This is a genomic window from Ruegeria sp. HKCCD6604, assembly GCF_013110635.1.
Lineage (GTDB): Bacteria > Pseudomonadota > Alphaproteobacteria > Rhodobacterales > Rhodobacteraceae > Ruegeria.
The window spans coordinates 266639-289221 of the sequence record NZ_WVQW01000002.1; the positions used below are offsets into that span (position 1 = coordinate 266639).

Annotated in this window: 24 protein-coding genes; 17 read left to right on the forward strand and 7 right to left on the reverse strand. The window is 60.5% G+C overall.

The window, feature by feature from the left end; genetic code table 11:
• The first annotated feature begins 12 nt into the window (after positions 1-12).
• Both mutL and GS614_RS09350 read left to right on the forward strand, forming a co-directional pair.
• A complete protein-coding gene (gene mutL / locus GS614_RS09345) occupies positions 13-1878 on the forward strand; it encodes a DNA mismatch repair endonuclease MutL (RefSeq protein WP_171726093.1) in 1866 nt (621 codons plus the stop codon).
• 52 nt (positions 1879-1930) lie between these two features.
• On the forward strand, positions 1931-3160 hold the full coding sequence (locus GS614_RS09350; protein ID WP_171117231.1) for a DNA recombination protein RmuC: 1230 nt from the start codon (positions 1931-1933) through the stop codon (positions 3158-3160).
• A gap of 3 nt (positions 3161-3163) precedes the next feature.
• On the opposite strand, the gene GS614_RS09355 is transcribed toward GS614_RS09350, so the two are convergent.
• From GS614_RS09355 to GS614_RS09365, 3 genes are read right to left on the reverse strand one after another with little or no spacing between them, the layout of a single operon-like run.
• Entirely contained in the window at positions 3164-3568 is a 405-nt protein-coding gene (locus GS614_RS09355; protein ID WP_171726094.1) for a hypothetical protein, read from the reverse strand.
• 46 nt (positions 3569-3614) lie between these two features.
• The gene (locus GS614_RS09360; protein ID WP_171726095.1) at positions 3615-4265 is read right to left on the reverse strand and encodes a ChrR family anti-sigma-E factor; all 651 of its coding nucleotides are present in this window, start codon (positions 4263-4265) and stop codon (positions 3615-3617) included.
• A 10-nt stretch (positions 4266-4275) separates the two neighbouring features.
• Positions 4276-4932, reverse strand: a complete 657-nt coding sequence (locus tag GS614_RS09365; RefSeq protein ID WP_152459351.1) for a sigma-70 family RNA polymerase sigma factor — start codon at positions 4930-4932, stop codon at positions 4276-4278.
• A gap of 146 nt (positions 4933-5078) precedes the next feature.
• On the opposite strand from GS614_RS09365, the gene GS614_RS09370 reads away from it, so the two are divergent.
• From GS614_RS09370 to GS614_RS09385, 4 genes are all read left to right on the forward strand, one after another.
• Positions 5079-5852, forward strand: a complete 774-nt coding sequence (locus GS614_RS09370) for a DUF1365 domain-containing protein (RefSeq protein ID WP_171206746.1) — start codon at positions 5079-5081, stop codon at positions 5850-5852.
• Between the two features lie 85 nt (positions 5853-5937).
• Positions 5938-6255, forward strand: a complete 318-nt coding sequence (locus GS614_RS09375) for a DUF3775 domain-containing protein (protein ID WP_152459349.1) — start codon at positions 5938-5940, stop codon at positions 6253-6255.
• A gap of 252 nt (positions 6256-6507) precedes the next feature.
• A complete protein-coding gene (locus GS614_RS09380; RefSeq protein ID WP_152459348.1) occupies positions 6508-6735 on the forward strand; it encodes a DUF1127 domain-containing protein in 228 nt (75 codons plus the stop codon).
• A 58-nt stretch (positions 6736-6793) separates the two neighbouring features.
• The gene (locus GS614_RS09385; RefSeq protein ID WP_152459347.1) at positions 6794-6997 is read left to right on the forward strand and encodes a DUF1127 domain-containing protein; all 204 of its coding nucleotides are present in this window, start codon (positions 6794-6796) and stop codon (positions 6995-6997) included.
• Between the two features lie 90 nt (positions 6998-7087).
• Here the strand turns inward: GS614_RS09385 and GS614_RS09390 are convergent, their stop codons facing one another.
• The 4 genes from GS614_RS09390 to GS614_RS09405 are packed head-to-tail and all read right to left on the reverse strand — an operon-like array spanning position 7088 to position 10587.
• Complete coding sequence (locus tag GS614_RS09390; RefSeq protein WP_171726096.1) at positions 7088-8230, reverse strand: saccharopine dehydrogenase family protein; 1143 nt, start codon at positions 8228-8230, stop codon at positions 7088-7090.
• 3 nt (positions 8231-8233) lie between these two features.
• The gene (locus tag GS614_RS09395; RefSeq protein WP_171726097.1) at positions 8234-9289 is read right to left on the reverse strand and encodes a saccharopine dehydrogenase; all 1056 of its coding nucleotides are present in this window, start codon (positions 9287-9289) and stop codon (positions 8234-8236) included.
• Positions 9290-9303: 14 nt separating this feature from the next.
• A complete protein-coding gene (locus tag GS614_RS09400) occupies positions 9304-9918 on the reverse strand; it encodes a glutathione S-transferase family protein (RefSeq protein ID WP_171726098.1) in 615 nt (204 codons plus the stop codon).
• A gap of 18 nt (positions 9919-9936) precedes the next feature.
• Entirely contained in the window at positions 9937-10587 is a 651-nt protein-coding gene (locus GS614_RS09405; RefSeq protein WP_171726099.1) for a histidine phosphatase family protein, read from the reverse strand.
• A gap of 136 nt (positions 10588-10723) precedes the next feature.
• Here GS614_RS09405 and GS614_RS09410 point away from each other — a divergent pair, with 136 nt between their 5' ends.
• From GS614_RS09410 to GS614_RS09460, 11 genes are all read left to right on the forward strand, one after another.
• Complete coding sequence (locus GS614_RS09410) at positions 10724-11911, forward strand: Zn-dependent hydrolase (protein ID WP_171726100.1); 1188 nt, start codon at positions 10724-10726, stop codon at positions 11909-11911.
• A 286-nt stretch (positions 11912-12197) separates the two neighbouring features.
• Positions 12198-13295 (forward strand): glycine cleavage system aminomethyltransferase GcvT, encoded by a 1098-nt coding sequence (gene gcvT, locus GS614_RS09415; protein ID WP_171726165.1) that lies wholly within the window; start codon positions 12198-12200, stop codon positions 13293-13295.
• A 17-nt stretch (positions 13296-13312) separates the two neighbouring features.
• Complete coding sequence (gene gcvH, locus GS614_RS09420; protein ID WP_171726101.1) at positions 13313-13678, forward strand: glycine cleavage system protein GcvH; 366 nt, start codon at positions 13313-13315, stop codon at positions 13676-13678.
• 144 nt (positions 13679-13822) lie between these two features.
• Positions 13823-16678: an aminomethyl-transferring glycine dehydrogenase gene (gene gcvP / locus GS614_RS09425; RefSeq protein ID WP_171726102.1), complete on the forward strand. Its 2856-nt coding sequence runs from the start codon at positions 13823-13825 to the stop codon at positions 16676-16678.
• 195 nt (positions 16679-16873) lie between these two features.
• Positions 16874-18028: a phosphoserine transaminase gene (locus GS614_RS09430; protein WP_171726103.1), complete on the forward strand. Its 1155-nt coding sequence runs from the start codon at positions 16874-16876 to the stop codon at positions 18026-18028.
• 64 nt (positions 18029-18092) lie between these two features.
• Positions 18093-19688 (forward strand): phosphoglycerate dehydrogenase, encoded by a 1596-nt coding sequence (gene serA, locus GS614_RS09435; protein WP_171642058.1) that lies wholly within the window; start codon positions 18093-18095, stop codon positions 19686-19688.
• 119 nt (positions 19689-19807) lie between these two features.
• On the forward strand, positions 19808-20536 hold the full coding sequence (locus GS614_RS09440; RefSeq protein ID WP_171726104.1) for a metallophosphoesterase family protein: 729 nt from the start codon (positions 19808-19810) through the stop codon (positions 20534-20536).
• Between the two features lie 36 nt (positions 20537-20572).
• Positions 20573-21451 (forward strand): phosphoserine phosphatase SerB, encoded by an 879-nt coding sequence (serB, locus tag GS614_RS09445; protein ID WP_171726105.1) that lies wholly within the window; start codon positions 20573-20575, stop codon positions 21449-21451.
• A gap of 42 nt (positions 21452-21493) precedes the next feature.
• Positions 21494-21823: a helix-turn-helix transcriptional regulator gene (locus tag GS614_RS09450; protein ID WP_171119968.1), complete on the forward strand. Its 330-nt coding sequence runs from the start codon at positions 21494-21496 to the stop codon at positions 21821-21823.
• Positions 21811-22239, forward strand: coding sequence for an SRPBCC domain-containing protein (locus GS614_RS09455; protein WP_171119967.1), 429 nt, complete (start codon positions 21811-21813; stop codon positions 22237-22239). Before GS614_RS09450 ends, GS614_RS09455 begins: the two co-directional genes overlap by 13 nt.
• Before the next feature lie 23 nt (positions 22240-22262).
• Positions 22263-22583, forward strand: a complete 321-nt coding sequence (locus tag GS614_RS09460) for a YciI family protein (protein ID WP_171119966.1) — start codon at positions 22263-22265, stop codon at positions 22581-22583.

Here is a 22583-nt window from a genome sequence, read left to right on the forward strand (position 1 = left end):
AGGTGTAGGGGTATGGCGCAGGCAAACCCCAATATCGGCGAAAAACGCCCCATAATTAGGCAGCTCGACGATGCCGCAATCAACCGCATCGCGGCTGGTGAGGTGGTGGAACGACCGGCCTCGGCGGTCAAGGAACTGGTCGAGAATGCAATCGATGCCGGGGCCACGCGGATCGCCATCGATATCGCGGATGGCGGCAAGACCCTGATCCGGGTCACGGATGATGGCTGCGGTATCGCGGCGGAAGATCTGCCGCTGGCCCTGTCCCGCCATGCCACGTCAAAGATTGACGGTTCGGACCTGCTGAACATCCACACTTTCGGCTTTCGGGGCGAGGCGCTGCCGTCCTTGGGTGCTGTTGGGCGTCTGACCATAACCAGCCGCGTTCCCGGCGCGGATGCGGCGCAGGTGCACGTCGCGGGTGGCAAGATGGATGCGGTCAAACCCGCCGCCCTGCGCGCGGGGACTGTGGTCGAGCTGCGCGATCTGTTCTACGCCACACCGGCCCGCCTGAAATTCATGCGCACGGACCGGGCCGAGGCGCAGGCGATCACCGATATTGTGAAGCGGCTGGCCATGGCCGAACCTTCCGTGACATTCGCCCTGCGGGATGTATCCGGCGGCGGCGAGGGTCGCGTGACCTTCCGTGCGGATCGCGAGAACGGAGATCTGTTTGATGCGCTCAACGCCCGACTGGCCCGCGTGATCGGGCGCGAATTCGCAGAAAACGCTTTGCAGATTGATGCCTCGCGTGATGGCATCCGGCTTTACGGCTATGGCGCCCTGCCGACCTACTCGCGGGGGGCTGCCGTGGCACAGTATCTTTTCGTCAATGGACGCCCCGTGCGCGACAAGATGCTGACCGGCGCACTGCGGGCGGCCTATTTCGATTTCCTGAGCCGCGACCGCCACCCGGCTGCGGCGTTGTTCATCGACTGCGACCCCACGCTGGTTGACGTGAACGTCCACCCCGCGAAATCCGAGGTTCGGTTCCGGGATCCCGGTGTCGCGCGGGGGCTGATCGTGTCCAGTCTGCGCCATGCTTTGGCGGAAGCCGGGCACAGGGCATCCTCGACCGTGGCGAATGCGACGCTGGGCGCGATGCGGCCGGAACCCGCACAGCCTGCTCCGGCGCGGGTTTACCAGATGGATCGCCCGTCACCTACCGCGCGCACGGCGGCGTATCGCGCGCAGGCTCCGGGTTTTGCCGAGCTGGCCAACGACTACAGCGGCAGCATTGTCGAGCCGACCCCGGTTGCGCAGGTCGCCGAGGTGCAGGAGCAGCCTCAGGTGCAGGATCTGCCGCTTGGTGCAGCCCGCGGACAGGTGCACGAGAATTACATCATTGCCCAGACCGCCGATGGCATGGTGATCGTAGATCAACATGCTGCACATGAACGGCTGGTTTATGAGAAGCTGAAAACGCAGATGGCCGAGAATGGCGTCGCGGCGCAGGCCCTGCTGATTCCGGAAATCGTGGAATTGTCCGACGGGGATTGCGCCCGCCTGATGGCCGTCGCAGATGACTTGACGCGCCTTGGCCTGACCATCGAGCCCTTCGGCGGAAGCGCCATTGCCGTACGCGAAACCCCCGCCATTCTGGGTGAAGTCGATGCACGCGCCATGATTCTCGACATCCTGGATGAACTTGCCGATCAGGGTGAAAGCCAGATGGTGCAGGCAAGGATCGAGGCGATCCTCAGCCGGGTGGCCTGCCATGGGTCGATCCGATCCGGTCGTCGGATGCGCGCCGAAGAGATGAATGCCCTGCTGCGTGAAATGGAGGCGACGCCGCATTCCGGCCAGTGCAACCATGGGCGGCCCACCTATGTGGAACTGAAACTCAGCGACATCGAACGCCTGTTCGGGCGCAGTTGATCCTGCGGCCCGGCGGGGCTATGAAGAATAAAACAAGAACACGCGAGTTATGATGATCGAGATTGCAGGCACCCAATATGCATTGAATGACCCTGTCATACTGGTCGGGGGTGGCGTGGTGGCGTTGATTCTGCTGCTGCTGTTTCTGTCGTTGCGGGCGGCCAACCGCTCGGCCCGGATGGCGGAACCTTTGGCGCGGCAGATGGCGCATCTGGGTCAGCATGTTCAGCAACTGGGCCAGGGGCAGGAACAGTTGCGCGGCGGTCTTCAGCATGTCTCGGACACTCAGGCCAACGCGCAGATGCAGGTGATTCAGACGGTCGAGGCGCGTTTGGCTTCAGTCCAGCAACAGATGAATGACCGGTTGGCGGATAATGCGATGAAATCGGCGCGTGCGCTGGCCGAGATGCAGGAACGGATGAAAGAAACGTTGCATGGCTCGTCGAAACAGACGGCGACCTCGCTGACCCAATTGCAGGAACGTCTGGCCGCCATCGACAAGGCACAGGACAATATCACCAAACTGTCAGGCGATGTGCTGTCTTTGCAGGATATCCTGTCAAACAAGCAAAGGCGCGGGATGTTCGGTGAAATCCAACTGAACGATATCGTGTCCAAGGCGCTGCCCGCTGACAGTTATTCGTTGCAGGCCACGTTGTCGAACGGCAGGCGGGCGGATTGCCTGATTCACTTGCCGAACCCGCCGGGACCGATCGTGATCGACGCAAAGTTCCCGTTGGAGGATTTCGAGGCGCTGGCCGCTGCGCAGACGAAGGCGGATGTCGAGAGATGCTTGCGGGCCTTCGGCGCTGCGGTGAAAGTGCATATAAAGGCGATTTCCGAAAAGTACATTCTGGACGGGGAAACCGCGGACGGTGCCTTGATGTTCGTACCTTCCGAGGCGATTTATGCCGAGCTGCACGCGCGTCTGCCCGACGTCGTGCGTGAAGGGTTCGCCGCGCGGGTCTGGATCGTGTCCCCGACGACGTGCATGGCCACGTTGAATACCATGCGGGCTATCCTGAAAGACGCGCGTATGCGCGAACAGGCCGGAGCGATCCGCAAAGAGTTGGGGTTGCTGCACAAGGATGTGGACCGCCTGGGTGATCGCGTCTCGAACCTGGATCGTCATTTCGGGCAGGCGGCCAAGGATATCTCGGAAATCAAGATCAGCGCCGAAAAGGCTGGCCGACGTGCGCAGCGTTTGGACAATTTCGACTTTGAAGAAATCGAGACCAAGGCCGAAAACGGCGTTGTGCCCCTTGCTCGGCACGAAGGTTGAAATCTACTGGATGGACAGGTCCAGGTTGTACCCCACGGTTTTTCCGGTATCCCTGTCATTGCCCATCAGATAGACGCGGATCGTATAGTCTCCATCGTCGGGCAAGGTGATCCGGGCCGTATTGCCGTCAATCGACCCGTTATAGATCGCCACACCGTCGCTGCCCGGCGGCAGGATGTTGAAATAGATCACGCCGTTACCATTGGTGTCGCTGACCTGAAGATCGGCAAACATCTCCTGTCCGGCTTTGGCGTCCAGCGAATAGTCGAAGTACTCATCTCCTGAGATGGTTCCGCTGACCATGGTGCCAAAATTGCCGGGCTGAAACTGAACCTCGGCCGACATTTGGGCCGATGCGACGGGCGCGATTGCAACGAGAAGGACGCACACAGCAAGTCTTGCGAACATAATCATTCCTTTCAAAACACGCCGTACGCGTCCCTCGCGGGCAAATTCAGATGCGCAGGAAGGGTTGGAACAGGCGTGGCATCAACTTGGTGAATTTCAACGGTGCATCCGTAACCGCCAGACAAATACAATCTTCCGAAATGTCCGCCACAGGCGTGTGTTCCAAATCCTCGTCCGCGATCTCGACGTCGCCACGGGCGAAGCGATCCACTTCGTCCGAGAATGCGCCCTGAAGCACCATCGTCAATTCTATACCGTTGTGGCTATGATCTGGTACAGCCGTTCCGGCTGGAATGAACAGCAACCGGGCCGAGGCCTCGCTTGTGGTTGGAAGAATGGCCTGTTTCACACCCATGCCGATCGGTTTCCATCGGATATCTGAAACCGTACCGCCGACATAATCCTGCAATGGGGCCGGCAATACCGGGCAGTTCGGACGCGCCGGTTTGGACGCTGGCGCACCTTTGGAGATCAACGCCATAGTCGCGGCCAGAGATTTGTCACTCATGGCGATGGATTCAGTCTGTTCCTCCAGAACATGCCCACCCACGGCGTCGTAACTTTCCGCCCGCGCACGGCAATGTTCGCACAGCGACAGATGCGTCGCGACCATCAGGTCGAATGCCTCGGGCAGACTGCCTGCGGCATATGCCATCAGCAGGTCATCTGTCAGGTGATGTTTGATCGATTTACTCATCGTACTCATCTCAGTTCATTGCATGGCGCAAGCGGTCCAGCGCCAGCCTGATTCGTGATTTGATCGTTCCCAGGGGCAACCCGGTCTGAGACGCAATTTCCCGATGACTCAGATCACCGAAATACGCCTTTTCGATCAGCTCTCTCTGCGCGTCTGGCAACGCTGTCAAAGCGGTGCGAAGCTGCGCGGTTTCTTGTTGCAGCGCGATGACATCGTCCTGCTCAGGCTCGGCCTCGGGACCCCACCACAATTCTTCGGGTTCGGGGCGGCGTTGCTTGCGCAGAACGTCAATGCGCTTGTTCCGAGCAATCGTGAATACCCAAGTAGCCACTGTTGCCCGCGTCGGGTCGAACAGATGGGCTTTGTGCCACAAGGTCGCCATCACCTCCTGCGCACACTCCTCGGCCATTGTGGCGTCTGATCCTGACTTCATCAGGAACGCCTTGATTCGTGGCGCGAAGTGCTGGAACAGCTCGGCAAATGCGGCCTGATCCTGCGCGTCGCGGATGCGCCTGACGTGATCCACCCATTCGGTTCTGGTCTCGCGCCTGCCGTTACTTCCGTTCACCCGTCTACCCTTGATGCGTTTCTTTTCGCGCCGAGGCTGAAGGGCGGCCGGTTCAGCCGCAGGTTCGTCCAAGGTCACGGTATCGATCTCGGTAAACATAACCTCATTACGGCGCGTTCCCCAAGCCGGATCACTTTATCGGGACATTATGATCCAAATTGTGCAAATTGCCGTATCGGAATTACCAGCATCTGAAGGAAATCAGTGTAGTTCAAGGCATTTACGGGAAGGCCAGAAAGCAGCGGATGACGCAGGAAATAGACCATATCGCGGGTCATACCTATCACGGGCGCAAGGGTGCGATTGAAAACGCATTCCGATACTCGGTCGATTACATCCTGCTGGATCCCGAAGCAGAGCTGGACACCCCTTTGCTGTTTTCGGTTGATCGCGCGAATGTCACGAACTGGCGCACCAGCGATCATGGGGGAGAGCCGGGTCATGGGGAAGGGGCCCAATGGCTCCGCGCGCGATTTGATGAAATGTCGGTGCAACAACCGGCGCGTTTCAAGTTGCTGACGCAACCGCGCGTTTTGGGTCACGTTTTCAATCCCGTCAGTTTTTGGTTCTGTATTGACGACAGCGATCACCTTTATGCCGTGGTGGCCGAGGTCACCAATACCTATGGCACCCGGCACAGTTACCTGTGTCACAAACCCGATTTCTCGGTCATCGAACCGACTGACAGGGTGGTGGCGGACAAGCTGATGCACGTTTCACCGTTTCAGAAAATCGAAGGCAGCTATACGTTCCGCTTCGACTATCGCGCGGATCGCGTCGGTGTCTGGATTGATTACGGCCGCGCTGACGGTGGGCTGATCGCGACGCTGACCGGCCCGCGGCAACCCCTGACCAACCGCGTGATTCTGTGGTCCTTGCTGCGGCGACCATTCGGCGCCCGGAGAACCTTTGCACTGATCGTCTGGCAGGCTTTCAGGCTGTGGCTGAAAAAAGCCACCTTTCGCCCGTTTCGCAGGCAACCGGTACCGGACCAGCCGATTTCGCGTGCGCGGAACTAGGGCCGTTGTTTGCGTAAGATCAAAGACTCGGCCCTTGTTCGGTGATTGTGATGGCACGACAACCGCGAACACGAGGAGCTGATGCATGTTGGAAATATCGGCAAGAAAGGTCGCTCAGATTGCCATGATGGGGCGCGAGCTGAACCGGGCAGAAGGTGAAATGCGCGCCTTCATCGAACGTATGAGCGAAGACGAGCAAGCCGAACTGGTTGCCATCATGTGGATCGGCCGCGAGAGCTTCTTCCCCGAGGATCTGGCCGAAGCGATCGCCACTGCCAAGGCCGAGGCCTCGACCCCCTGCGCCGACTACCTGATCGGCACTCCGCACATGTCAGACCACCTTGAGAACGGTCTGGACGCGCTGGGGATATCAGCCGAGGACGTTGAAAACGATCTGATGTGACCTGCGTGCAAAGGGGCGTTTTCTGCGACGGATCGATATTCGCGTTATCTTGATCCGCCACTGATGATCCGCCACTGAAAAGACATGTCGCGGGCCTGGATCGAAGTTTGCAATCAACGCCTCGGTCCAGCCCAAACTTTCCCTCCATACGAGTCTTAACAAACCTTAATGAACCGGTTTGGCAACGTTAAGGCAGCCTTCCCAAATTTGATGTCAGGAAGACAAAGACATTGAGTTCAGGAGGAGAAAGACATGTCACATACACAAACATTCGAAGGCCGGGGTGGCCTGCTTGACGGTCTGTTTTCAAACTATGCAGAAGCAAAGGTCGAGCATTTCCGCCGCCGGATTTTTTCGAAAACCGTGCGGGATCTGGAAAAGCTTGATGACGTACAACTGGCCGACATCGGCATCCAGCGGGATCAGATCAAAAGGCGCGCATATGAAAGTGTGTATCACAACAAGCCATACCGGCAGTGATCAAGCATTCAGCGTGAACTGAGACAATCCCCAAAAGCATGTTAGCGAGGTTACCAGAATGTTCGACGTCGTACCGCCCACCAATCAACCGGCTCCGGCCGCCAGTGCGCTTTTGCTGTTCGATCGTGCCATGCGGATCCGTTCGATCAGCCCTGATATTGTCCGCGCAGCCCAGCATCTGAATGCTTTGACCGATCATCAGTTGTCCGAGCTGGGCATCAACCGTAGTGATATCGAAGATACCATCCAGCGGTATATCTGAAGGCCGGGTGAGGGAAACCCGAACGAGGACAACATGCATAAATTAAGAAAATGAAAGCCATTCCAGACAGTCTGGAATGGCTTTTTTCATTCAGGCCGTGTGCTCGACGATTTGCAGATGCTGGGCCAGCTTGTCGATTTCACCCATCCATCCCTGCACCAGCTTGGGATCGCTGGGGGCCGCGTGAACACCGGCCGGGATGGCGCGGTTCAATACGGCCTCGACGGCAAGTGAGACCGGAATCGACACCAGACGCGCCATTGCCGTGCCGCGTTCGTCGCCGCAGGCGTCCATGACATAGGTCTTGTGCCAGACTTCGATGCCGTCTTTCTCGGCCTTCAATCCCACGCACAACACAACACGATCAGGCTCGCCTTCGTCATAGGCGTTTTCCTCCCAGAACTGGTCCGACATCTCTTTCAGACGCGCATCCCCTTCCGGGCCGGACAGGGTTTCGATCACGGTGAACACATCCGACCACGCGTCGGCCCAGCCGTTCAGACGCAGGGTGCCGCGGACGAATTCCTTGACCGGCCAGTGATCCTCGAAATGATACTGCGCCATGAAGGGGATTGAATCGCGGTTCGGGTAGACCTCGAAGCTTTCCGGTGTCGGCAGCGGGGCGATGTAGCTGCAAATCGCATCCCAGGGGCGGGCAACGTCCAGCGGCGCGTAATCGCGGATCGATTTCGACGGCGACCGCAGCGCTTTCAACACGCCCAGCGGCGACCAGCTGAATTTATAGCGGAACGGGTTGGGGTTCTTGGGAATGCCGCCGCAATAGGAAATGAAGCTCAGGTGGTTTTCCGGGTCGAACGCATCGGAGCCGCGGTAGTCGTCGATCAGGGCATGTGCCATCAAGTGATCGATGCCTGGGTCCAGCCCGACCTCGTTGACCAGTGCGACACCGGCCTCGCGTGCCTTGTCATCCAGCGCGCGCATCTCGGGCGCGATATACGAGGACGAGACGAAATTGGCCTGTTTCGAAATCGCCAGTTCCGCAAGCGGTACATGCCAGTCGCCAGGCAGCATCGAGACGATCACATCGCCCTTCTCCAGTACGGCGCCAAGCGCGTCGATGTCGAAGGCGCGGATGTCGTCGGTCAGGTCTCCGACCTCGGCCCTGGCCTTGTCGACGGTCCGGTTCCACACGGTGACTTTGTGGCCGCCTTCGATCAGGCGACGCAGGCCGGGAATGGCCGAGAGGCCGGTGCCACACCAATGAATGGTCATCGTTCAGAGTCCTTCAATATGCGTTTTGTAAGTTGCTTCTGCCCGACCCCAGACACCGCTGTCCAGATCGGCCAGAGTTAGCAAGGACGGCAGCAGTTGCGCGGCATAGTCTTCCGAGCTTTCGACCGGCAGCATCGACGGCAGGTTGTCGATCGCCATCACGTCCATCACGGGGTCGGTGGCCACGCGCAGGGCGGGTTCTTGCCACGTGGTGGCGCGGTCATAGACGGGCACCGGGTTGTAGTCGCTGTCCGGGTCGCAGGCCACGTCACCGATGGCGGTCAGCTTGCGCGGGGCGGTCAGCGCTTCGCGCGGGACGAAGACAGGCGTTCCGGGGCGCGCGAAGATGCAGTTCAGGAACAGATCATGGTCGAGGATTTCCGGGAAAGGCCCACCGCTGGCGGTTTCGGCCATGTCCCACTTGGTGACCGCGACGCCCATCGCCTCACACAGGTCAGCGGCGCCGGTGCCTACACGGCCCAAAGCTCCGATGACGATGGCGCGGGGGCGGGGCGCGCCGGTGGCGTCCAATTCCGCCAGAAGTTCGGCGTTCAGCGCGTCCTTGCCGGGATAGACGCCGACGGGGCCGCAGATCCCGCCCCGTTGCTGCGCCGCCCAGGTCTTGAGCGTTACTGCTGCGCCCGCGTAGCCTGCCCAATAGCCGAATGCGGCGACCCGGCGACCATCCTCATCCACGAGGTATTCCAGATCATAAAGCGTGCCGCCGCCCGCCTTGAACCGTTCCAGCAGAGCCCGGCCCGAATGCTGGCCCTTGAAGGCATGGCCGAACATGATGTGGCGGTGGGGCAGGGGCGTGCTGTCTTCGGGCAGTTCCTTGAGGCCGAAGATGATCGCGTCCAGCGGCGCCTCGGGCCAGGAATTCTCGGGCGCGATCTCGCAGCCTGCGTCCTTGTAGCCGTCCAGTGGAATGGCGCGGGCATGGCTTTCCTCGACCGTCACGCGGATGCCGGCCGCGATCAGTGCGGCGGCGCCTTCCGGCGTCAGCCCAACCCGTTCTTCGTTCGGGCGCTGTTCTGCCCGGACCCAGAGATGTGTCATCTTATTTCCTTTTGTCAGAGCATTCCGGCGGCCCGCACCGCCTGAACCGAAGGGCGTGCCTCCATCGCCTCACGGAAGGCGACGATTTTGGGAAAGACCGAAACGTCCACGCCATCGCCTTCCAGCCAGCTGCACACCACATACAAATAGGCATCGGCCAGCGAGAACGCCTCGCCCAGCACAAATGGACCACGCAGGCCGTTCGACGAGATATAATCGCAGGACGCGGTCATCGTCTGCGCGACCTTGTTTTTCATGTCTTTCCAGCTGGATTTCTTGTCGGCCCAGCGGTGCCCGCGCAATTTGTGCGCGTGGTTCACATGCATGGTCGAGGCAAGGTAGAACATCACTTCACGCATCCGGGCCGCCATCACCGGATCAGCCGGCACCAGCCCGGCCTCGGGGGCCTTGGCTGCAACAAATTCCAGCAGGGCTCCGGTTTCAGTCAGGATGCCGCCATCCACCACGAGCGCCGGAACGCGGCCTTTGGGGTTTATTTGCTTGTAAGCTGGTTTCGTCTGTTCGCCCCCGGCGAAGTCGAGCTTGACCGCTTCGTATTCCAGCCCGGCCTCTTCCAGTGCTATCGCGACAGCGACCGAGATGGTACGGGGTGCATAGTAAAGCTGCATCAGGCGTCTCCGGTCTGGTTACAGGTGGGTCTGCGCGAACTGCCGCTCAGGGGCTTCCAGATGCGGAACGGCATTGAAAAGAACCGGGCTCAGCTGAGCACCAATCGGATGCAGACGATGCATCGACGTGTTCATGATGGCAAGGGCCACCCGTGCCATTGACGGGATATCCAACCCCATCGCCTGACGCACCACCATCGAAATCAACCCGCCCGAGGTCACGACAATGGCCGGTCCGCCCTCGGTTCCGATCTCGTGCAGCGCGTCGCGCACGCGCGTCTCGAATTCTTCGAAGGTTTCCGGCGGGTTCTCGATTTCGCCGTTGGCCCAGGCCGCAAAGGTTTTGGGCAGATGTTCGACGAAACCTTCGCGGTCCGTGGGGATCGCAACACCGTGTTGGTCCTCGAACAGTTGCGCCAGCGTGAAATACTCGATCTCGTTCAGTCGCGCGTCACGGATTGGATTGGGCAAGTCCATACTGGCCGCCGTCTCGGCGTGGCGGGTCAGGGTGCCGCAATAGACCCGGGTATAGTGGCTGCGGGTATCACGCAGATGCGCCCCCAGCCAGCGCGCCTGCTGATGCCCCAAGTCGCTGAGCCTGTCGTAACTTGCCTCGTCTCGCGCCGTTGTGTTCGCCTGCCCGTGACGCACCAATGTGATATGTGACATGTCGGTCCCTCTTGGGCCGAAGTCTTAGGGCAGGTTCCCCTCCGGTGCCAGAGGGGTTTCACGCCTGTCGAAAAAAACCTCGCTCCTTTTCTGTTTCTGGCTATGGTTCGCCCGGAACAAGCCTTCGGAGGGGTTCATGACCGTCGATCACACGCGTTTTCTGACCGACCTGCATAAGTTGCGTGAATTCGGTGCCTCGGGTGTGGGCAAGGGGGTTGTCCGCCCCGCCTATTCCGACGCGGATATCGCCGCGCGCCAGTGGCTTGCCGGACGTATGCGCGAAGCAGGCCTGACCCCGCAGTTTGACCCGGTGGGAAACCTGTTCGGATTGGCGTCCGGTCCTTCGCTGCTGATGGGATCACATTCCGACAGTCAGCCCGAAGGCGGTTGGCTGGACGGCGCCCTTGGCGTCATTGCCGCGCTGGAAGTTGCGCGTTCCGTCGACCGGCCCGTTTCGGTCGTCAGCTTTCAGGACGAAGAGGGGCGGTTTGGTGTGACCACCGGTTCTGCTGTCTGGTCGGGCGGGGTGTCTCTGGAAAAAGCCGATGTGTTGACCGATGGGGCGGGTATCAGCTTTGGCCAGGCCCGATCCTCCATGGCAGACTTGTCCCGGGGCTTCGTGGACCCGTCCCGTTTCAACGGCTTCATAGAGATGCATATCGAACAGGGCCCCTCGCTGGACGCGTCCGGAGACCAGATCGGAGTCGTCACCGATATCGTTGGCATCCGCGATATGCCGATCACCTTCGAAGGTCAGCAGAACCACGCCGGCACCACCCCCATGCACCTGCGCCGCGACGCATTTCAGGCCCTGTCCCTGTTCAACACCCGGCTCAATGAGCGGTTTCGCAATGTTGTCACCCCGCAGACGGTCTGGACCATCGGGCGGGTCAACCTGCATCCAAACGCTTCGTCAATCGTGCCGGGACGGGTTCGGTTCTCGATGCAATGGCGCGATGCTGACGCAGACCGTTTGGCCCGGATGGAGGAAGTCATTCGGGCGACGGCACAAGAAACTGCTGAGCAAATGGGGATGAGCCTGGATTACGGTCCCATGCTGGGGCTGGATCCCGTCGCCATGGATCAAACCTTGCGCCGCGCTCTTGAACGCGGTGCGGAACAGGTTGCACCGGGTCGGTGGCGCAGAATGCCCTCGGGGGCCTTGCACGATGCCACCAACGTGTCGCGCCTGATGCCGGTCGCGATGCTGTTCACGCCCTCGATCGACGGAATCAGCCATGATTTTGCAGAAGATACGGCAGAGGCCGATTTGATTGCGGGGCTCGAAGTTCTGGTGCGTGCCGTACGGTCCCTCTCTGTCTAAACGCCACTTTGCAACAAAAAATTGCGAGGAAGGTGTTGCATGGACGGTGAAATCCTTCCCCCCGGCATCCGGCAGGACGCCGGGGATTTCACGCGATGGAAACGAGGGTTGTTGCCTAACGGAAAAAAGTTTCCTATAGGAACATTCGTGATGCATGCGTCTGTATACCGCCTCTTCTTCGGATCGGTGTTTCACTAGAAACCGGGTGGAATCATTGCATTCTATGCGGCTTGGGGCAGACTGACGGTTATGCATTTTGACCTTTGGATAATCGGAAGTTGACCGGATCATGACCACACCGAAGCGCACGCCTCTCCACTCTTTGCACGTCGAGCTTGGCGGCAAGATGGTTGATTTTGCTGGTTGGGAGATGCCTGTTCAGTATCCTTTGGGGATCATGGGGGAGCATAAGCAGTGCCGTGAGAAGGCGGCGGTGTTTGATGTGTCTCACATGGGTCAGGTGATCCTGCGCGGTGAGAATGTGGGTGAGAAGCTGGAAGCTTTGTGCCCGCAGGCCTATGCGACGCTGAAGGAAGGCAAGGCGCGGTACGGGTTCTTCACCAATGCCGAAGGCGGGATCATGGATGATCTGATCGTGTCGAATGCCGGGGATCATTACTTTGTGGTGGTGAACGCGGCGCTGCGCCATCAGGACATTCCGCATATGAAAGCGAACCTTGACGGCGTCGAAGTGACCGAGATCTTCGACCGTGCGCTGGTTGCGGTCCAAGGTCCCAAGGCCGAGGATGTGGTGGGCGCACTCTGCCCCGCGGCCCGTGACCTGAAGTTCATGGAAACCACCCTGGCCGATATCATGGGCGTCGAATGCCGCATCTCGCGGCTGGGCTATACCGGCGAGGACGGGTACGAGATCTCGATCCCCGAGGACAAGGCGATCGAGATCACACGGGCCTTCCTGGCACATGAGGATTGCGAGGCCGCCGGTCTGGGCGCACGCGACAGCCTGCGGCTTGAGGCGGGGCTGTGCCTGTATGGCAATGACATCGACCAGAGCACCTCGCCGATTGAGGCCTCGTTGGCTTGGGCGATCCAGAAGCGCCGCAAGGAAGAAGGTGGTTTTCCGGGTGCGGAGCGTATCCAGCGCGAACTGGCCGAGGGCGCATCGCGCAAGCTGGTGGGCATCAAGCCCGACGGCCGCGCGCCGGCGCGTCAGGGCGTGGAAGTGCAATGCCTTGAGGGCAACAGCATCGGTCAGATCACCTCGGGCAGCTTTGGCCCGACGGTGGGTGGCCCGATCGCGATGGGCTATGTGTCCGCGGGCCATGGCGCGCCGGGCGAGAAGGTGAACCTGATCATCCGGGGCAAGGCGCAACCGGCGCAGATCGTGGCGCTGCCCTTCGTCAAACAGAATTACAAGCGTTGAAGTCAGGAGAGAGAAGCATGGCAACCTATTATTCCGAAGAGCATGAATGGCTGAGCGTCGAAGGCGACACCGCCACGCTGGGCATCACCAAACACGCGGCTGAACAGCTGGGTGAGGTGGTCTTCGTCGAGCAGCAGGAAGCGGGCGGCGAGTTCGAGAAAGACGGCGAGATCGGCGTGATCGAATCCGTCAAGGCGGCCTCGGAACTCTATGCACCGGTCGATGGTGAGATCGTCGAGGTGAACGAGGCGCTGGCCGACAATCCCGGCGCGCTGAACGAAGACCCCGAGGGCGAGGCCTGGATCTACAAGATCAAGATTGCGGACGCATCGCAGCTCGAGGATCTGATGGACGAAGCCGGATACAAGGCCTTCATCGGGTAAACCCGAACGGAGTCCCGGCATGGGGCTCCATCGAATCAATTGATGCCGCCGAATTTGGGCCCCGCCCTTCATCTGGCAAGAAATATCCCCGCCGGAGGCTCCCGCAGTCTCCGCCGGCCCTGACCTATCCATGGGAGCGCTGCAATGGCCTTCAAACTGACCGATTACGAAGCCTATGATTTTGCCAACCGCCGCCATATCGGTCCCAGCCCGACCGAGATGCGTGACATGCTCAAGGTGATCGGCTTCAAGACGCTGGACGAACTGATCGACGCCACCGTCCCCCCGGCGATCCGGCAGAAACAGCCGCTGGACTGGGGTCCGGCGATGACGGAACGCGATGCGCTTTTCCACATGAAACAGGTGGCGGGGAAGAACAAGGTTCTGACCTCACTGATCGGTCAGGGCTATTACGGCACCACCACGCCTGCGCCGATCCTGCGCAACATCCTGGAAAACCCGGCCTGGTACACCGCCTACACGCCGTACCAGCCCGAGATCAGCCAGGGCCGTCTTGAGGCGCTGTTGAACTTCCAGACCATGGTCAGCGACCTGACCGGGCTGGATGTGGCCAACGCCTCGCTGCTGGACGAGGCGACCGCGGCGGCCGAGGCGATGGCGATGGCCAAGCGCGGCGGCCGGTCCAAGGCCAACAACGCGGCCTTCTTCGTCGACAAGAACTGCCACCCGCAGACCATCGCGGTGATCAAGACCCGGGCCGAGCCTCTGGGCATCGACGTGCAGGTCGCCGACCCGGATCAGCTGGACGCGGGCGCGGTATTCGGCGCGATCTTCCAGTATCCGGGCACCTATGGCCATGTGCGCGACTTCACCGCCGAGATCGCGGCGCTGCATGAACACAAGGCCATCGCCATCGTCGCCGCCGACATCCTGTCGCTGGCGCTGCTGAAGTCACCGGGCGAGATGGGCGCCGATATCGCCATCGGCTCGACCCAGCGCTTTGGTGTGCCGATGGGCTATGGCGGCCCGCACGCCGCCTATATGGCCACCACCGACAAGCTGAAGCGATCCATGCCGGGCCGGATCATCGGTGTGTCCATCGACAGCCGCGGCAACAAGGCCTACCGCCTGTCGTTGCAGACCCGCGAGCAGCATATCCGCCGCGAGAAGGCGAATTCGAACGTCTGCACCGCGCAGGCGCTGCTGGCGGTGATTGCCTCGATGTATGCGGTCTATCACGGCCCCGACGGCATCAAGGCGATCGCGCAATCGGTGCACCGCAAGACCTCGCGCCTGGCCGCCGGCCTGGAAGAGGCGGGCTTTGCCGTGGAACCGGAAGTGTTCTTCGACACCATCACGGTCGAGGTCGGCCACCTGCAGAAGACGGTGATGGAGGCCGCCGTGGCGCGCGGCGTCAACCTGCGCAAGGTGGGCGAGACCCGCGTCGGCATCAGCCTGGACGAACAGACCCGCCCCGAGACGATCGAGGCGGTCTGGGGCGCCTTCGGCATCGACCGCAAGGATGACAGCTCGAACAAGCAATACCGCCTGCCGGATTATGCGCTGCGTGAAAGCGCCTATCTGACCCACCCGATCTTCCATCAGAACCGGGCCGAGGCCGAGATCACCCGCTATATGCGTCGTCTGGCCGACCGTGACCTGGCGCTGGACCGGGCGATGATCCCGCTGGGATCGTGCACCATGAAGCTGAACGCCACGATCGAGATGATCCCGGTCACCTGGCCCGAGTTCAGCAACCTGCACCCGTTTGTTCCGCAGGATCAGGCGCAGGGCTATCACGAGATGATCGCCGATCTGAACGACAAGCTGTGCCAGATCACCGGCTATGACGCGATCTCCCAGCAGCCCAACTCGGGCGCGCAGGGCGAATATGCGGGCCTCTTGACCATCCGCAACTATCACTTTGCGCGCGGCGAAGGGCACCGCAATGTCTGCCTGATCCCGACCTCGGCCCATGGCACCAACCCGGCCTCGGCGCAGATGGTGGGCTGGCAGGTCGTGCCGGTGCAGGCGGATGAGAACGGCAATATCGATGTCGCCGACTTCCGCGCCAAGGCGGAAAAGCACTCGGATCATCTGGCCGCCTGCATGATCACCTACCCGTCCACCCATGGCGTGTTCGAGACCACCGTGCAGGAGGTCTGCCAGATCACCCATGATCACGGCGGCCAGGTCTATATCGACGGCGCCAACATGAACGCCATGGTGGGCCTGTCGCGCCCCGGCGATATCGGCGGCGATGTCAGCCACCTGAACCTGCACAAGACCTTCTGCATCCCGCATGGCGGCGGCGGCCCCGGCATGGGTCCGATCGGCGTCAAGGCGCATCTGGCCGAGCACCTGCCCGGGCACCCGGAATACGGCACCGCCGTGGGTCCGGTCTCGGCGGCGCCCTTCGGCTCGCCCTCGATCCTGCCCGTATCCTGGGCCTATGTGCTGCTGATGGGCGGCGCGGGTCTGACCCAGGCGACCAAGGTGGCGATCCTGAACGCCAACTACATCGCGGCGCGGCTCAAGGATGCCTATCCGATCCTCTACACCTCGGAAACGGGGCGTGTGGCGCATGAATGCATCCTCGACACCCGGCCGCTGGACGCCGAGGCGCATGTCACCGTCGATGACGTGGCCAAGCGCCTGATCGATTCAGGCTTCCACGCGCCGACGATGAGCTGGCCGGTGGCCGGAACCCTGATGGTGGAGCCGACCGAGTCCGAGCCCATGGCCGAGCTGGATCGTTTCTGCGATGCCATGCTGTCGATCCGGGCGGAAGCACAGGACATCATCGATGGCAAGATCGACGCGGAAAACAACCCGCTGAAAAACGCCCCCCACACGGTGCGCGATCTGGTCGGCGACTGGGACCGCCCCTACACCCGCGAACAAGCCTGCTTCCCGCCGGGTTCCATGGGCGTCGACAAATACTGGTCCCCCGTCAACCGCGTCGACAACGCATACGGTGACAGAAACCTCGTATGCACATGCCCCCCAATGGACGCATACGCAGACGCCGCGGAATAGCATCAAGAACCCCGCCGAGTTTCGGCGGGGTTTTTTCGCCAATCGGAAACTCCTGTTCTGATTTGAGCCCTTTTGGGATGTCGTTTTCACCCAGCGAAGCGTCTTTTTCGCTTGCTGCGGGTGCGAAGGGCCCATAGCTCTGTGCGTGGGACACCCCTCCCCAACGAGGGGCGTGTATCTGGAAGGGTAATACAGATGAGCACTCAAGAACCGGCGACGCGGCCGGCCAATCCGCGTTTTTCCTCGGGCCCCTGCGCCAAACCCCCCACATTTGATCTGACCAAACTGGCCGATGCGGCCTTGGGACGCTCGCACCGTGCCGCCGTTGGCAAGGACAAGCTGAAAGCGGCCATCGAAGGCACGCGCGAGGTGCTTGGCATTCCGGCAGATTACAGGATCGGCATTGTTCCCGCCTCGGACACGGGCGCGGTTGAGATGGCTCTTTGGTCGCTATTGGGCGAACGCAAGGTCGAGATGCTGGCGTGGGAAAGCTTTGGGTCCGGTTGGGTGACCGATGTGGTCAAGCAGCTTAAGATCGACGCCGAGGTGAAGACTGCCGATTACGGACAGATCGTGGATCTGGCATCGGTCGATTTCGCCAATGACGTTGTATTTACCTGGAATGGCACCACCTCGGGCGTGCGCGTGCCGAACGGTGACTGGATCGCCGATGATCGTCAGGGTCTGACGATCTGTGATGCGACCTCGGCTGCCTTTGCGATGGACCTGCCCTGGGACAAGCTGGATGTGACCACTTTCAGCTGGCAGAAGGTTCTGGGCGGTGAAGCCGCGCATGGGATGCTGATCCTGTCGCCGCGCGCCGTTGAACGGCTGGAGAGCTACACCCCTGCATGGCCGCTGCCGAAGATTTTCCGCCTGACCAAGGGTGGCAAGCTGATCGAAGGCATCTTCACGGGGGCGACGATCAACACGCCGTCGATGCTGGCAGTTGAGGATTATCTGTTTGCACTGGATTGGGCGCGCTCGGTGGGCGGTCTGAAGGGCCTTATTGTCCGCGCGAACGCCAGTGCCGGTGCCGTGCATGCGTTCTGCGACCGGAACGACTGGATCGAAAACCTGGCCGAAGACGCTGCGACGCGGTCCAACACATCCGTCTGTCTGAAATTCACTGATGCCCGAATTCAGGACGGCGCAAGCTTTGCCAAGGCCGTGGCCAAACGGCTGGAGTCCGAGAATGTCGCGCTGGATATCGGGGCCTATCGCGACGCGCCTGCGGGCTTGCGGATCTGGTGCGGCGGTACGGTCGAGACCTCGGACATCGAAGCGATGTTGCCTTGGCTGGCCTGGGCCTTCGAGGCCGAAATCGCGGCGCAAACAGAAGCCGCCTGATCGCATCCCATCTTCACCGGGCCGCATCGGCCCGGACCTCTCAATACATTCAAGGACCACAAACATGGCTCCCAAAGTACTCGTTTCCGACAAACTCAGCGAAACCGCCGTTCAGATTTTCCGTGATCGCGGCATCGACGTGGATTTCATGCCCGATCTGGGCAAGGACAAGGACAAGTTGGCCGAGGTGATCGGCCAGTATGACGGTCTTGCCATCCGCTCGGCCACCAAGGTCACGCCGACCATTCTGGAAAAAGCTGACAAGCTGAAGGTGATCGGCCGCGCCGGAATCGGCACTGACAATATCGACAAGGAAGCAGCGTCGAAAAAAGGTGTGATCGTGATGAACACGCCATTCGGCAACATGATCACCACTGCCGAACACGCCATTGCGATGATGTTTGCCGTGGCGCGACAGATCCCCGAGGCCTCGACTTCGACCCATGCGGGCAAGTGGGAAAAGTCCAAGTTCATGGGCATCGAACTGACGAACAAGACACTCGGCGTCATTGGTGCGGGGAACATCGGTGGCATCGTGTGCGAGCGCGCGCTTGGCCTGAAGATGAAAGTCATCGCCTATGATCCCTATTTGGGCGAAGAGAAAGCCGCCAAGATGGGCGTGGAAAAGGTAGAGCTGGACGAGTTGCTGTCCCGCGCCGACTTCATCACCCTGCACGTGCCGCTGACGGATCAGACCCGCAATATTCTGAGCTGTGAAAACCTTGCCAAAACCAAGAAAGGCGTGCGCATCATCAACTGTGCTAGGGGTGGTCTGGTGGATGAGGAGGCTTTGGCCGAGGCGCTGCAATCCGGTCACGTTGCGGGAGCCGCGTTTGACGTGTTCAGCGAAGAACCCGCCAAGGACAATCCCCTGTTCAATCTGCCCAACGTGGTCTGCACGCCGCATCTTGGTGCAGCAACGACTGAAGCGCAGGAGAATGTGGCGCTGCAAGTGGCCGAGCAGATCTCGAATTATCTGCTGACAGGTGCGGTCGAGAACGCTTTGAACATGCCCAGTGTGACGGCGGAAGAAGCCAAGGTGATGGGGCCGTGGATTAAGCTGGCCGGCCATCTGGGCAGCTTCATCGGCCAGATGACCGATGAGCCGGTCAAGGCGATCAATATCCTGTACGATGGTGTTGCCGCTGAAATGAACCTGGCGGCGTTGAACTGCTCGGTGGTCGCCGGGATCATGAAGAAGTTCAACCCCGAGGTGAACATGGTGTCGGCCCCGGTTGTCGCCAAGGAACGTGGGATCAAGATCTCGACCACCAATCAGGACAAATCGGGTGCCTTCGAAGGCTATATCAAAGTCACCGTTGTGACCGACAAGCGCGAGCGTTCCATCGGTGGCACCGTGTTCAGCGACGGCAAGCCGCGGTTCATCCAGATCAAGGGCATCAATATCGACGCCGAGGTCGGTGCCCATATGCTCTACACCACCAACGAAGACGTGCCGGGCATCATCGGTGCTTTGGGGCAGACCATGGGCGAGAACAACGTCAACATCGCGAACTTTACCCTTGGTCGATCCGAGGCCGGCGGAGAAGCGATTGCGTTGCTTTATGTCGACGAACCCGTTCCGGCCGAGGCACGCGCCAAGCTGGCGGAAACGGGTCTGTTTACGCAGATCAAGCCGCTGGAATTTGATGTCACCTGACGTGGCCTGTTGAGTTTGAGAAACAGTTCAGGACCCGGTTGACCGAAGGCCCGGGTCCTTTGTTTTCTCGGGCTGCAATCTGCGGCACAAGCGAGCTGAACCTTACCGTCGGAGGATCTATGACACAGCCAGTCTACGTTGTTGGTGATCTGCACGGGCAGGTGGCAGAGCTGGAACGCGCGCTGTCTCTGATCCGGGGCGATGGCGGCCCGGATGCCCAGATCGTGTTTCTGGGTGACTACGTGGATCGCGGCCCGGACAGCCGCGGGCTGATCGAGCGTCTGATTGCCGGGCGCGATGCGGGCCTGAACTGGATCACTCTGCTGGGCAATCACGATCGCATGTTCGCCTGGTTCATGGAGGATACGCCGCGTCACGATCCGCATTTGCTTGTAGGATATCACTGGCTGCATGAAAGGCTGGGTGGGGTCGAGACCCTGCGCAGTTATGGCGTGGAATTCGAAGGCCAGATTCGCCTGGAAGATCTGCATCAGATGGCGCAGGCGGCGGTGCCGAAATCGCACCTGACCTTTTTGCGAGATCTGGTTCTGATGCATCAGACGCCCGAACTTGCCTTTGTTCACGCAGGCATTCGCCCGGGCGTACCGCTCAACGCGCAGCGCGCCAACGATCTGGTCTGGATCAGGCAGGATTTTCATGCTCATCGGGGCCCGCATCCCAAGCTGATCGTGCATGGCCATACTCCGGTAGACCGGGCAACGCATTATGGAAATCGCATCAATCTGGACACAGGTGCCGGATATGGGCGCCCGGTGGGTGTCGCGGTGTTCGAGGGGCAGACCTGCTGGGAATTGACCGATCAGGGCCGTTTGCCTTTGACCCCCTAGATCACCTCGCCCGGCCACGAAATTTGGAGATTGAATATGTATGTCGCCACTTTGCTGACCAATCCGGCTGCGCCTTCGCTGGACAGCGCATTGCCCGAGTCATTGCGCAATGCGTGGGGTGGCGGGGACATCCTCTGGCTCAACCCGGATGAGGCGGCAGAGTTCGAGTTGAACGCCATCCCCGACAATCGCTGGGACGTTTGGGCAGACCTGCAAGGGATGGGGGTGGACCTGATCGTGCAACCTGCGCAAGGACGGCGCAAACAGATGCTGCTGGCCGATATGGACAGCACGATGATCCAGCAGGAATGTATCGATGAACTGGCGGATGAGGCCGGCGTCGGCGACCGGGTCAAGGACATAACGGCCCGTGCCATGAACGGAGAGCTTGATTTCGAAGGCGCCCTGATCGAGCGGGTTGGTTTGCTGAAAAATCTGGATGAACGCGTCATCGGCAAAGTTCTGCAGGAACGGATCACCCTGATGCCCGGAGGCAGGGAATTGCTGGCGACGATGCGGGCCAACGGGGCCTATACAGCATTGGTATCCGGTGGCTTTACGGCCTTTACCGCGCGGGTGGCAGAGCTTTTGGGGTTTGATGAAAACCGGGCCAACACTTTGCTGGCGGAAGATGGCAAGCTGACCGGAGACGTCGCGCGTCCTATTCTGGGGCGTCAGGCCAAGGTCGAAGCGCTGGCGCAGATTTCAACGCGTCGGGGGCTGTCGGAAGGTGACGTGATCGCCGTGGGTGACGGGGCCAATGACCTTGGAATGCTTGGCCGGGCCGGGACTGGGGTTGCCCTTCATGCCAAACCGTCGGTGGCCGCACAATGTGATGTGCGGGTGAATCACGGCGACCTGACGGCGCTGCTTTACCTGCAAGGCTATTGCCGCGCCGATTTCGTAGGCGGCTGATCAGGGCTATCTTTTATTTAACATTTGTGTTAAATAAGGGGTATGAACACACTTCTGACCACGTTTTCCGCTTTGTCCGATGCCACCCGGTTCTCGATTGTCGAGCAACTGATGGAGCAGGGCGAACTGCCTGCCGGTGATCTGATCGACGGGCGCGGCATGTCCGGCGCCGCGATTTCGCGCCACCTCAAGGTGTTGCGCGAGGCCGGGTTGGTGCAGCAACGCGTGCAGGGAACCCAGCGCATGTATTCCATCCGATCCGAAGGATTGCGGGCGATTGCCGACTGGACGATTTCCAAGCGGCAATTCTGGGAAGGCAGCCTGGATCGTCTGAGTGAAATAATTGAAAGGGAGAATTCATGGCCGACCTGAAACTGGAACGGGAATTCCCCGTCAGTCCCGAAGAACTGTTTGCATGGATCAGCGATGGTGCCAAGCTGTTGCAATGGTGGGGGCCCGAAGGGATGCACGTGCCGGACCACAACCTGGATTTCTCGCGCACCGGTCCTTGGTACTCGGTGATGGAGAACGGCGAGGGCCAGCAATACAAGGTTTCGGGCCACGTGACGCATGTCGACCCGCCTAAATCGGTGGGTTTTACATGGGGTTGGCATGACGATCAGGATCAACGCGGTGCCGAAAGCCACGTGACCCTTTCCGTTTCCGCAACCGAAAACGGTGCCCGCCTTGTGCTGGACCACCGTGAGCTGGCCGATGCCGAAGCAGCTGCGAACCACACTCAGGGTTGGACGTCTTCGCTGCGCAAACTCGAAGCACTTTGCACTTAGGTTTTTTGTCACGGAGGAGCGATATGCCCAAGTTTCTGTTTGTCTATCACGGGGGTCACACCCCGACCGACCCCGCCGAGATCGAGACGACCATGGCGGCCTGGGGCGCCTGGTTTCAGGATATGGGCGACGCCCTCGATATCCCCGGAAACCCAGTGGGGCAGTCTTACACCGTCAGCAACAACGGAGTGGTCGATAACGGCGGCGCAAACCCGGCCTCGGGCTTCACGGTGATCAAGGCTGACAATATCGACGCTGCGACCGAGATGGCCAAGGGCTGTCCGATGGTCGTCAACGGCACAGGCTCGGTTGAAGTGGCCGAAATCCACGAAATCGAGATGTGA